The organism is Achromobacter sp. DMS1, assembly GCF_001270295.1.
On record NZ_LHSJ01000120.1, the window covers coordinates 1 to 12,084 of the forward strand.

Here is a 12,084-nt window from a genome sequence, read left to right on the forward strand (position 1 = left end):
GCTGATTCCTGTTAGCGCCGGTGTAATACTGACCCACCCCGTCGGAGTAAATCTGACCCACCTGGGCAATGATGGTGGCTTTTTGGCCACCGACAATGTTGACTCAGGAGCAAGCAGTGGAGATCAAGGTAATGGCGCGTCGCGGCGTCAGCATTCGGGAGATGGCCAAGCAGCTAGGCTGCTCACGCAACACGGTCAGGCGATACCTGCGTGAGGCCGATGCCCAGCAGTACCGGCCCCGCGAGGCACGGGCCACCAAGCTGGATCCGTACAAGGACTATCTGCGCGGTCGCATCGAAGCGGCCCGACCGCACTGGATACCGGCAGCCGTACTGCTGCGAGAGATCCAGGAACTGGGCTATCCCGGTGGCGTGACGCAACTCAAGGAGTTTCTGGGTGCCCACAAGCATCAGGAACCTGAACCGGTCGTTCGTTTCGAGACGCCTCCCGGCAAGCAGATGCAGGCCGACTTCACTCACATCCGGCGTGGCCGCGATCCACTGATGGCCTTCGTGGCCACGCTGGGATACAGCCGTTCGAGCTGGGTACGGTTCACCACCGACGAGCGCGCCGACACCTGGTTCGGATGTCTGCGCCAGGCCTTCACCTACTTCGGCGGTGTGCCTCAGCACGTGCTGTTCGACAACGCGGGGGCCATCATCATTGAGCGTGATGCATACGGTCCCGGCCACCACCGGTGGCACAACGGGTTGCTGGCCGTCGCCGAGGAGTTCGGCTTCACCCCACGTGTGTGCCAGCCATATCGCGCCAAGACCAAGGGCAAGGTCGAACGCTTCAACGGATATCTGAAGGGCAGCTTTTGTGTGCCGTTGGCCGCGACCCTCAAGCAGGCCGGTCTGCGCTTTGACGTGACAGCGGCCAACGCGCACATCGGCCGCTGGCTGACGGAGGTGGCCGATCAGCGACTGCACGGCACCACCCGGGAGCGACCCGCCAAGCGGTTCCAAGAAGAGCGCCTGGCGTTGCTGCCTTTGCCTGCGCAGCACGGCATTCTGCTGCCTGCCAGATCCCACCGGCCTGTCCCGCGAGAGAGCTTCCAGCACCCGCTGTCGGTCTATAACGAACTGCTGGAGGTGCGGGCGTGAACATCCAACACAACCGGATCGAACAATTCTGCGACGTCCTGAAGCTGGAGCGTATCGGCAGCGAGTGGCCGGCCATCGCCCAGCAGTGTGCCCGCGAGGACGCCAGCCATGGTGACTTCCTGGAACGCCTTCTGGGCATCGAGAACGACGCCCGGATCGAACGCCAGCGGGCTGCCTTGATGAAGATTGCCACGCTGCCCTCGGTCAAGACCATCGAGGATTATGACTTCGCCTTTGCCAGCGGTGCGCCACGTGCCCAGATCCAGGAACTGCGCCGCTCTGAGCTTTATCGAACGGGCCGAGAACATCGTATTCCTGGGGCCCAGCGGCGTGGGCAAGAGCCACCTGGCTCAGGCGCTGGCCTACCGTGCCGTCATGGCGGGCATCAAGACCCGCTTCCTGACTGCCGCCGACCTGATGATGCAGTTGGCCACCGCCCATAAACAGGATCGGCTGCAGCAGTACTTCAACCGTGCCATCATCGGGCCGCGCCTGTTGGTGATCGATGAGATCGGATATTTGCCGTTTGGACGCGAGGAGGCGAATCTGTTCTTCAACGTGGTGGCCCAGCGCTACGAGCGCACCAGCATCATCGTCACCAGCAATCTGCCCTTCAGTCAGTGGTCCTCATGCTTTGCTGAGGACCAAACGCTGACCGCCGCCTTGCTCGACCGCCTGCTGCATCACGCCCATATCGTGCAGATTGCCGGGGAAAGCTACCGACTCAAGGACAAGCGCAAAGCAGGGAATATCAAGATCAGGAGCTAGGTTTTTTGGACGCCGGGGTGGGTCAGTTTTACTCCGACGATTCCGACGAAAGTGGGTCAGTTTTCAACCGGCGTTGACAGATTCCGCCGCTGGTGTCGTGATGAATGACAGCAACGCGCGAAGTCCGCAGGGTGGCGAGCTGCGCCGCGCCGATGGCGAAGCTGCGGGCGAGGCGCTCGTCGCCCACGGGCGGGGCGCGGCGGCGGCGGTCCAGGCCGCGGAAGCTGTACAGGTTGTAGAGCGCCCATCCATAGAGCAGGGCGGCGTTGACGAGGGCGACCGCGAGGTACGCCAGCAGCGTGTGCATCGTGGGCAGGAACGCCGGCAGGATCGGGGCCTGGGGGCCGTCCGCGGCGCCGCGCAGAATGGCGGCGATGCCGGAGCCGAACAGATAAAAGAAGGCAATCCAGGCTGCGGCGGTAAGCAGCATGTCCACGGCCAGGCCGAGGCGGGAGCGTTGCGTCTTGACGATCATTGCGAACTCGTGGATTTGTTGATGCCGCGATCCGGGCTGGTCCAGCGTGCGCGCTGGGCCTTGCGGCGCAACATGACTTTGGGAAAGCTGACCAGGGTGGTGAACAGGCTCAGCATCCAGTAGGCAAACGGATACCAGATCACCCAGTACAGGGAACGGGCCAGGCCGGGTTCGTAGCGGCGGTCGATCAGGACGCTCACCACGAACTGCAGCAGGCACACCATGGCCAGCATCATGCCGGTGAAGGCGGGCGGCAGCAGGCTGGCGATGCGCATGTGGTTGGGCAGCGCCACGAAATGGCTGAGCGCCCACAGCAGGACGGACAGGCCGAAGGCGAACGCCCAGCCGGTGGACAGGCAGTATTCCAGCATCAGCGGCCACAGCCGCCGGTGGCGCCAGGTCCAGATCGAGCGCAGGTTCTTCAGGAACACTTCCGCGCCGCCCTGGGCCCAGCGCAAGCGCTGCTTCCACAGGCCGCGCAGCGTTTCGGGCATGAGAATCCAGCACAGGGCGCGCGGCTCGTAGAAAATCGACCAGTGGTCGCGCTGCAGCTTCCAGCTGATGTCGATGTCTTCGGTGATCATGTCCAGGCTCCACCAGCCCACGCGCTCCAGGGCGCTGCGCCGGAAGGCCGCAACCACGCCCGAGACGGTGAAAACCTGGCCATAGACGCGTTGGGTGCGCTTGATCAGCCCGATGATGGACGAGAACTCGCCGACCTGGATGCGGCCGACCAGCGTGGAGCGCGTGCGTACGCGGGGATTGCCCGTCACCGCGCCGATGCGCGGGTGCGCGAGCAGGGGCGCGGCCAGGTAGGCCGCCGCGTCCGGATCCAGGAGGGCGTCGCCGTCGATGCACACCAGGTATTCGCTGCGGGCGGCCAGCGCGCCCATGCGCAGCGCCATGGCCTTGCCCTGATTCTGCGCCAGGTGCACGACGCGCAGCCGGCCATGCTGGAGCGCCAGGCGCTCCAGCATGGCCGCCGTGCCGTCGGTGGAGCCGTCGTTGATGGCGATGACCTCCACGTTCGGGTAATTCTGGTTCAGCGCGGCGAGCAGGGTTTCCTCGCCATTCCCGGCCTCGTTGTAGCAGGGCACCAGGATAGAGATCAAAGGGGTGCCGGGCAGGTCGGGCACCTGGCGCTGGGGGCGCCACTGCCAGTGGCGCTCCAGGCGCAGCCAGAAATAGATGCCGCCCGCCATCCAGACGCCGGACATGAACAGGGGGTAGAGAAAGACGAAGGCCAGCAGGGCTTCGCCGGTGAGCGCCAGGGCGAAACCGAAAGGCGCGCCGAGCACGGCGCACAGAATGAGAAAGGCAAGCAGTCTGTCCATCATTTGAGGGGATACCAGGCTTCGGAAATGGCGGGCCGGATGTCCTGCATCCGGGGCTGATCCTGTGCGAAATCGTCGGGGTAGTAGCCGAAGCTGCGCGCGCCCCGCAGTTGCAGGCGCCGCATCCATCCGGCGAGCCTGCGGCTGTCCACTTCCGCGGGGCCGGCGTGGCCGGGGCCGGAACGCCAATCGCGGCTCTGCAACTCGAACACGGTGCGGTCCAGCGCGCCGGGACGGCGCCGCGCGACGGCGTCGACCAGCCCGTCGAGCCAGGCGTTTTCCCGGCCCTCGGCCACGTTCTCCATGAGCGGCATCGCCATGGGCGCGGTCCAGTCGTAGGCATCCAGGAAGTCGTCCAGGTTCTGGGCGAACCAGGCTTCGCTTTCCGGGTTCAGGATGGGGGCGGCGTAGATGTTGCGCGCCGTCTTGATCTGCGGGCCCCGCACTGCACGCACGCGGCTGGCGAGCGCGTCGGTGAAGTCCACCAGATAGCGGCTCTTGTAGCGCGTCCAGCGCTGCATCAGGGCGGGATCGGCCCGCAGTTCCGCGATAGAGCCGGGCAGCCCCGCCTTGCGATACGCCGCCAGGGCCGCGGGGCCGGCGTCCTCGAAATCGCCCAGCATGGCGTCGTCGTGGAACAGGATGCCATCGAAGATGGCGTAGCGGGCGAGGTCTTCGTACAGGTCGCCGATGCGGGCCCGCGCGGCGGGATCGAAGGGGGACAGGCGGCGGTACAGATCCGGATCGGGCTGTGGCGCGCGTCCGGCCTGGACGGATCCCAGCGCGTGACGCGGGCGATGGACGGATCCAGGTCGAAGGCGAGCACCGGCATCCAGGCGTATACCATCACGTTGGCGCGGTTATGCAGCTGCCAGGCGGCGCGGTTGAAGAGATCCGCGCGCACGGGCAGCCAGCGGTTGGGGAAGTACACCGACTTCACCAGGCCGTCGCCTTCCGGATCGGCATAGGCCTGCAGGAATACGGTGTTGATCTGCAAGTCGTGGATGCGCTGCACCAGCTCGCCGAGATTGCGGTCGGCCTGCGCCGGGTCCGGATCGTAGACATAGTCGAGATCGACATGGGCCACGCGCATGAAGGGACGCGCTTCCATGCCCACCACGCTGGAGGCGAAAGAGCGCAGCCTCGGGTCGCTGGCCAGGAGCAGGCGCGGCGTGGACATCAGGCGTTTCACGGTGCCGGGGCCGTCTTCCAGCGTGAGCGCCATCTGGTATCCGTGCTCGCCGGCGATGCGCAGCGTCGTGCCGCCTTCGGCGCCGTAGGGCCATACCCAGACGCGCGGCGTCTTGCCCGTGGCGCGGCGGATTTTCTCCGTGATGGCGGCCACGTCCGCGCCCATGCGGGCTTCGAATTCTTCCTCGGTTTCGTACCTGCCGGCGCGCGCGTCATAGGCGCGGACGGCGGCCGCCGGCTCGGTGTTGCCTTGCGGATTGGCCGGTGCGCCGTAATGCGAGGCATTGGTGTGCGCGGCGATCTCGACCAGGCCGGCGCGCGAGATCTCCCGGATCTCGTCCCAGTTCAGGAAACGCTCGCGCGCTTCCGGGGTGCCTCCGAAGTCCACAGGCTGGCCCGCCGGCGTGTCCATCCAGACGCCGACGGGTGCGAGCAGCGCCGGCCAGCGGTAAGCCTTGAGGATGGGCAGCACGCGCGTGTAGAAACTGCGATAGCCGTCGTCGAAGCTGAGCAGCACCGCGCGCTCGGGCAACGGGGCGCCGCCCTGGCGGGCCTGCAGGATCTGGTCCACCGTGACGGCCTGGTAACCGTTGGCGCGCAGCCAGGCCAGTTGTTCGGCCAGCCTGTCGCTACGCACGCCAAGAAAGGCCTGGTCGGGGTCGTCGTCCTCGACATCGTGGTAGGCCAGGGCGAGCAACTGGTTGCGCGGCCAGGGCTGGTCTTCGGGCGCCACGGGCCGGTCGGCCGGGGCCACGTACATGGGAATGTCCTTGGCGCAGGCCGTCAACGCCAGGACGGCGAGCAGCGACAGGGCCGCGAACAGGATACGGATGGGCAGGCTGGGCATGGGGCGGCCTCAGAAGCGGTAGGCAAGGTCGAAGGCGATGCGCAGCTCGCGCTCGCGGTTTCCATCGTAGGGGCGGCTGATGCCGGTAATCATCGCGCCCATGTCGAGCACGTCGTTGGCGCGGTAGCGCTGGCCATAGCCCAGCGCCAGCACGCCGCCGGCGCCGTAGCCCCGCTGGCCGTAGCCGCCGGCGGCCACCGTGCCGATCTGTTCCCAGGCGGTTTCGTAGCGGCGGTACAGCGTGTGCGTGAGCCGCAGCCCCGGCAGCAGCATCAGGTCCATACGCGGGTTGTAGTAGGGCACGTCGCTGCCGCGGCTGTTGCGTTGCGCCGAGATGTCCACTTCCAGGTCGACCTTCAGGCGCGGGGCGGTGTACACGCGTTCACGGCCAGCCAGGCCGAGCGTCCAGCGGTTGTTGCCGTCGCTGAAGCGAGAAGGGGAGAGCGAAAGCGTCCATTCGCGCCGTTCGTTGGCGCGCCAGCGGACATAGCCGGTCGCCGAGTTCGAGGACACGTCGCTGGCCAGGGCGCGCAGCGGCGTCTCGCGCGACAGGATCTCGCCGGACGCGCCCACTTGCCAATGATCATCGACGTCATAGGCGGCCGACAGGCGCAGGCCGGGCTTGGCGCCGTGGCCATAATGGTGGGCGGAGGCTTCGGCCTCGACCGTCAGGTCGCGCACGCGCCACTGCGCCCCGGCCCGCAGCCAGCGGTAGTATCCGCGGCCCTCTTCGAAATTGCCGGTGGCGTAGCCGCCGCCCGCGTAGGCCCGCCAGTCGTGGTCGAGCGGCGGCGAGTACAACACCGCATCGATGCCGAAATCGCCGCTGCCGGACACCGGACTGTCCGAGGCCAGCCCGCGGTAGCCGCTGATCTGCAGTTCGGCCTTGTTGTGAATCTCCCATACGCGCGCCAGGCGCCGCGATTGCAGGTCTTCCGGCGCTCGGGCGAGGGTGTCGGCGCTCAGCGCCTCGGCCTGGCGCCATTCCTGCAGATCCAGGGCGGTGAAGCCCTGGCCGTTTTCCACGCCTATGTCGCGGGGCGATAGGGTTTCGGCCAGCTTCAGCTCGCGCTCGGACGCGCGCGGCAGCGAGCGCGCGCGGTACACCGTGGCCAGCGCGGTGCGCAGGTGGGTGTTGTTGGGCGCGTTCGCCGCCATGTCCTCGAGCCGGGCCTGGGCGGCGGGGGTGTCGTCGGCCTGCAGCGCGGCCGACGCGGCGGTCTGCAGGCTTTCCAGGTGCAGGTCGTTCGGCACGCGGGCGGCCTGCCCCTTGGGGTACAGCCAGGGGGGATAGCCTGCGCGGGTCCGGTCGATGACCGCCCCGGCCTCGTCATGCTGTTCGCTCTCGGCAAGCGCGTAGTACAGGCCCGTTTCGTTGTCCAGCCTGTCTTCCGGATCGTCCGCCTCGGCGGCCGCCCGGCGGTAGATGTCGCGTGCCCGCTCCGGTTGCCGCAGATAGAGATAGGCGGAGGCCACGTCGTTGAGCGCGTAGCGGGGCAGGGCGACGCCCTCGGCCCGCAGCGCCTCGTATTCGGCAACCAGGTCCGCCATGCGCACGCGGGCGCGCAGGGCATGCAGGCGGTCGATGCGGGCGCGCAGCACGTCGGCTTCGGCCGCCTTGCCCAGCGTCTTCCAGGCGGGGATCAGTTCGTCGTAGCGCGCAAGCGCGCGGTCGGCCAGCGCATAGCGCTCGGCCTCGCCGCGCGACGGCATGTCGGCCATGCGCACCAGTTCGGCCTGCGCGTCGGCCTCGAAGCCGCGCATCTCCGCCTCGCTGAAGAGCGACGCATGCCGGCGGGCGCGATCCAGGACCGGACCCGCCAGCCGGGCCCGCTTCAGGGCATAGATGTACTCGCGCTGCACATAAGGCGTGCCGGGCGCCAGATCATGTGCGCGGTCTGCGGCGTACAGGGATTCGAACGGCGCATTGCGGCCAGCCTGCACATAGGCGAGCGCCAGATAGGCATCCGCCTCGCGCGGCCAGCGTGCCGCCGCGATGCGGGCCTGCCGCAGCGCCGCGTCGGACTGGCCGGCATCCGCCAGCGTCATGGCTGCGCCGGCCGCAAAGGCGAGGCGGCCGGGATGGCGGCTCATCCCTTCGCGGTATTGCGCCAGCGCTTCGGGCCAGCGGCGCAGATCGCGGTACGCGCGGGCGACGGCGAGCCGGACATCCGGAGGCAATTCGCGGGGCAGGGCCAGGGCCTCGTAGGCCTGTACGGCGACACGGGGCTGGTCTGCCCAGGCGGCGATCAGGATGCGGTCGTAGGCATAGCGGTTTCCGGGGCCGGAGCCCTTGCGGGCCAGCATGGCGAGCGCGGGCTCGTAATCGCCCGCCCTTGCCCGTAGGATCAGCGCGTCATAGGCGCCATCGGCACCCGCCAGCGCGATGGCGGGGGACAATGCGGCCCACAGGATCAGGCGGCGCAAGGCGCGCTGGCGTCTTTTCGACCTTGTCGACGATGTGGCGGCCTTCGCCACGAGGGGGCCTCTCTCAAGCATCCGTTAGTGCTTCCGCAGTTGCAAATGATCGGTGTTCGCGGCCTGCCGTCCATGCGAGCGCAAGCGCCTGCGGCCGTCATGGCGGCGGCTGGTACGAACTGAGTTGTTGAGGGTGTGCGCGGCGCCCGCTGCGGGGACCTTTTGCACTCGCGCAGAGGGAGTGCGTGGCTAGTACGCGCCACGCCCGTGGGGCGTGATCGCGGCGCTTCTGCGGCGCCGTCGACGCTGGGGATTCTATGGCTTTTGCGGCCGGGCGACTGTCAAGCAGTGAAAAGCCGGGCGTCGGCGCGCAGTGGCTTGCGTGCCGCGGGATGAAGGGCGCCCTGGCAAATGAAGAGCGCCCCAGCTCGAGGTGAGTCTGGGGCGCTCCTGTCCAGCTTCGCACGCGATGGGTGTCAGACAGCCGGACGACTTCAATCTACTGCCGGGGGGCAGGCCGGGCAATAGGGGAAACCCTGGGTCTTGTGCCCGCAATCCGTCCCTTTGAGTTCGGAAGCCGTCCGCCCGGCAAGCGCTTCGCCGGGGGCATGCGTCCCGGGAGCGATCCGTCCTCCTCGGCATGTACGAATTGTGGGCGCGGCGGCCCGGGCCGACACTGCTTCTTCATCAATCGAACGGAGGCGGGTATGGAATTCTCGCGCAATTTGCCGGCAAAGCGGCAGGCAGGGCAAGGCATGACCGAGTACATCGTGGTGGTGGCCCTGGTGGCGGTGGCCGCGATCGCCGTGTACCAGTATTTCGGGCAGGTGGTGCGCTCGCAGACGGCGGCCATGGCGCGCGAACTTGCCGGCGAGGACGGCGGCGCGCAATCCCGGGCGGCACGGCAAGCCGCGCAGAAGGCTGCCGCCCAGTCCAAGGCGCGCTCGCTCAAATCGTTCACCGGCAACGCCACGGACGGCAAGTGACATGAGCGCCGCGCATATCCGCCGTTTCCATCTCCAGGAGGGCCAGGCGCTGGCGGCCGGCCTGGCGCTCGCCGCCATCGGCGGGCTGGCGCTTTTCGCTCTCCATCACCTGGGCCAGACGGCGCAGGCTCGCGCGCGGCTGACGCACGCCGCGGACGCCGCGGCATACAGCGGGGCCGTGCTGCAGGCCCGCCATCTCAATTACCTCGCCTACGCGAACCGAACACAGGTGGCGCACCAGATCGCCATGGCGCACCTGGTCACGCTTGCCGCATCGGCGCAGCAGGCGGCGACGATGCAGGCGCGGCACGGGCGCGCCCACCCGCCGGCCGGTCTTATCGCCATGCTGTTCGGGCCCTCGCTGGCGCTGGCCTACGGTTCGGCCCGCGAACAGCCGGGCGCCCTGGGCGCGCCTGGCGTCCGCTTTCGCGCTGCACGACCGCGCGGCCCAGGTGGTGGTGGAGGCCGAGGCGCGGCGCGCGCAGCTCGATCTGCCGAGGGCGCGCGAGCAGCTCGTGCGCGAGGTCATCGAAGCCAATCTCGGTCCAGGCTCCACGCATGGATCGGTGGCCCTGCACTGGCTCTCGGACGGCTGGCCCGGCTTCGTCTACGCGGCGCGGTCGCAGGTGGGCGGCTTCCTGCGCCAGACCGTTCATCGGGCCGCGGGGCGCTACGGCTTTTTGCAGCGTCGCGATTTCACCCGCCGCAACGCCTGGCCCGTGAGCTACCGCTGCCCGTTGCGCAGGCACGAGCTGCGGCGCCGCGGGTTCTCATGGCTGGACATGGACGGACGCTGGGGAGCGCTCGACACCCAGTCTTTCCATGCCTTGCGTTCCAACCGCTGGATCGGTTGTTACTACCGAGAATACGCCATGGGCTGGGGCGCCACGCAGGGCCGCAATGCCAAGCCGCCACCCGGAACGGACTACGTGGAAAACCCGCCCGCGGATTTTTCCCAAGAGGATTTCTGGCGTTGGGTGGCCCACACGACGTCGTGGGATATCTTCAGCGGCAAGACCAATCCGCTCGCGAATTCCTTCGCCATGTTCTCGGCTGCGCGCTGGAAAAGCGCCGGGCTGCCTCCCTATCGGGAGGTCCAGGCCGCGCGCCACGCCCACGCCTTGCGCTTCGCCGTGGCGCTGAAGCAGCGCAGCGGCGCGCCGTCCCCGTCCGTCGCGGCCGGCGTCCCGCACGGCATCCTCGGGCAGATACGCCTCGCGGTATCGGCGAGCGCGCCGGCGGTCACGGTCACCAGCGCCGCCGAAACCTATTTCTCGCGGCCGGGGCCGCGCAGCGACGGCAAGGACGAACTGGCTTCGCTGTTCCGGCCCTACTGGCAGGCGCGCCTGTCGGCGGTCACGCCGCGGGAAGCGGCGAGCGCAAGGAGGCTGCCATGACGGTGCCGTCCCCGCGTCTTGCCGCGCGGCAGGGCGGGCAGGCGGTGCTGGAAGCCTTGCTCGTGATGCCCCTGCTCGGCCTGTTGCTGCTGGCCGTGGCCCATGTCGGCTCGGCGCAATTCCGCTTGCTGGAAGCCGGCGAGGAGAGCCGCCATGCCGCGTTTTCCGCCGCCCGCGGCATGCCCGCCGTTCCTGGCGTGGCGCACGTCACGCCGGCGGGGCGCGGCGGCCGGCACTCGCCGCCGTCTCTCGCGTTCGAGCAAGACTGGCTGCAAGGCCCGGTGCGTTGGCACAGGGCCGTCGCCGAGCGCGCCCTGGGAGCTTGGCCGGGCGGCGGGCTTCTGCGGGTGCGGCGTGCCGCCACAGTGGTCGGCGGCACGGGTCATGCCGCGGACGACGCAAGCGGGCAACGCCGCGTGGCCGGGTCCGGCGCGGGCTGGAAACAGGCGCAATCGGCTTCGTCCGCGGCCGCGCGCGCGCTGAATCCTGTCGTCGCCCGCATGGACGGGCCCTGGGGGCGCGCGCCCTTGTCGCTGGACTGGGTGCAGGACTGGGCCGACGCCATGCCGTCCAGCCGTGTCGCGACGGCGAGGCGGCCATGAAAACCGTGCGTTTCTTGCTTCGCCCTGCTGCCGCGGGCGTCAGGGCCGCCGTTCGGCGCATTGCGGTCCGGCCTCGCCCGCTGCGCGCCTCCCGGTGCGCGGGCATGACGAGGGCCCGCATGCTGTCCCTGGCGGCGGCGGCTCGCGCCAGGCGCTGCCCATCCTTCTGCTGGCGCTCGCCGCCCCTGCCATGGCGGAGCGATCCGCCAAGCCGCTGCCTGAGTCCGGCGTCGGCCTCGGGCTGGAGCGGATCGCCTGGCCCCCGGGCACCTCACTCGCCAGCCTGGGCAAAGACTTGCGCCTGTATGGCGTGCCGGCGCAGGCGCTGGCGTTCGATGCGCCGGCGGCCGTGCCGGCAATGCTGCAAATGCTCTCGCGCAGCCAGCCGGCCCTGGCCGATCTTGCGGTAATGCCCGGGCAGGCCATTCTCTCGGGCCGGGCCGCCGATCGGCACTGGCTGGCCCTGCTGCAAGGCGCGGAGCCGGGGCGCAGCGTGGGCGTGGTGGCCGTGATTGCCGCCGAGTCCGGCCCGGATACCGTGCCTCCCGCCTGGCTGCCCACGGGCGCGCGGCTGGTGCTGGATTTTTCCCTCAAGGAAACCGGACACGACCTCACCGAGCAGATCTGGCGGCATGAGCTCGCGGCTCAGCGCGTGTCCGAGATGCTCGAAACGGGTCTGCGGCGCGCCGGCTGGCTGCCGGCGGACATTTCCGGCGATACCCAATGCTGGCGGCGGCGCGGCGCGCGCATGCAATGGCGGGTGGAGCCGCTGGACGCGGGCAGCGCGATAAGAATCAGGAGGTGGTCGCCATGATGCCGGCCTGGTTGCGGATTGCCGGCCACGGAAGCAAGGCGGGCGCCTATGTTTTGGCGCTGGCGGCCGGACTCACGGCGGCATGGGCGGTGCGAGAGCACATACGGCAACGGGTGGACGCCCTGGAGGCGCAGGCGCGCGCGCCG

At 68.9% G+C, this 12,084-nt stretch carries 9 protein-coding genes and 2 pseudogenes; 6 read left to right on the forward strand and 5 right to left on the reverse strand.

Features of this window, described 5'->3' with window-relative positions:
* The first annotated feature begins 95 nt into the window (after positions 1-95).
* Positions 96-1,106 (forward strand): IS21 family transposase, encoded by a 1,011-nt coding sequence (gene istA, locus AD428_RS14815; RefSeq protein WP_053245378.1) that lies wholly within the window; start codon positions 96-98, stop codon positions 1,104-1,106.
* Positions 1,103-1,874 (forward strand): annotated as a pseudogene (gene istB / locus AD428_RS14820) (IS21-like element helper ATPase IstB). Before istA ends, istB begins: the two are co-directional and overlap by 4 nt.
* Positions 1,875-1,902: 28 nt before the next feature.
* On the opposite strand, the gene pgaD reads toward istB, so the two are convergent.
* The 4 genes and pseudogenes from pgaD to pgaA all read right to left on the reverse strand — a co-directional run bounded on the left by pgaD (position 1,903) and on the right by pgaA (position 8,148).
* Positions 1,903-2,349, reverse strand: coding sequence for a poly-beta-1,6-N-acetyl-D-glucosamine biosynthesis protein PgaD (gene pgaD, locus AD428_RS14825; RefSeq protein WP_053245678.1), 447 nt, complete (start codon positions 2,347-2,349; stop codon positions 1,903-1,905).
* On the reverse strand, positions 2,346-3,686 hold the full coding sequence (gene pgaC, locus AD428_RS14830; RefSeq protein WP_053245679.1) for a poly-beta-1,6-N-acetyl-D-glucosamine synthase: 1,341 nt from the start codon (positions 3,684-3,686) through the stop codon (positions 2,346-2,348). Before pgaC ends, pgaD begins: the two co-directional genes overlap by 4 nt.
* A pseudogene (gene pgaB / locus AD428_RS29550) lies at positions 3,683-5,721 on the reverse strand (poly-beta-1,6-N-acetyl-D-glucosamine N-deacetylase PgaB). Before pgaB ends, pgaC begins: the two are co-directional and overlap by 4 nt.
* Positions 5,722-5,730: 9 nt before the next feature.
* Positions 5,731-8,148 (reverse strand): poly-beta-1,6 N-acetyl-D-glucosamine export porin PgaA, encoded by a 2,418-nt coding sequence (gene pgaA, locus AD428_RS14840; RefSeq protein ID WP_053245680.1) that lies wholly within the window; start codon positions 8,146-8,148, stop codon positions 5,731-5,733.
* A 746-nt stretch (positions 8,149-8,894) separates the two neighbouring features.
* Here pgaA and AD428_RS14845 point away from each other — a divergent pair.
* Positions 8,895-9,125 carry a hypothetical protein gene (locus AD428_RS14845; protein ID WP_235490373.1) on the forward strand — a complete coding sequence of 77 codons (231 nt, stop codon included), beginning with the start codon at positions 8,895-8,897 and terminating at the stop codon, positions 9,123-9,125.
* Here the strand turns inward: AD428_RS14845 and AD428_RS28020 are convergent.
* On the reverse strand, positions 9,097-9,435 hold the full coding sequence (locus tag AD428_RS28020) for a hypothetical protein (RefSeq protein WP_235490377.1): 339 nt from the start codon (positions 9,433-9,435) through the stop codon (positions 9,097-9,099). The two genes, AD428_RS14845 and AD428_RS28020, sit on opposite strands and share 29 nt — an antisense overlap.
* A gap of 142 nt (positions 9,436-9,577) precedes the next feature.
* Between AD428_RS28020 and AD428_RS14850 the strand changes: the two genes are divergently transcribed.
* From AD428_RS14850 to AD428_RS14860, 3 genes are all read left to right on the forward strand, one after another.
* The gene (locus AD428_RS14850) at positions 9,578-10,522 is read left to right on the forward strand and encodes a hypothetical protein (RefSeq protein ID WP_235490381.1); all 945 of its coding nucleotides are present in this window, start codon (positions 9,578-9,580) and stop codon (positions 10,520-10,522) included.
* Entirely contained in the window at positions 10,519-11,124 is a 606-nt protein-coding gene (locus AD428_RS26175; protein WP_053245682.1) for a hypothetical protein, read from the forward strand. The genes AD428_RS14850 and AD428_RS26175 overlap by 4 nt, the downstream gene beginning before the upstream one ends.
* Positions 11,125-11,314: 190 nt before the next feature.
* The gene (locus AD428_RS14860) at positions 11,315-11,938 is read left to right on the forward strand and encodes a hypothetical protein (RefSeq protein WP_235490385.1); all 624 of its coding nucleotides are present in this window, start codon (positions 11,315-11,317) and stop codon (positions 11,936-11,938) included.
* The last annotated feature ends 146 nt before the right edge of the window (positions 11,939-12,084 follow it).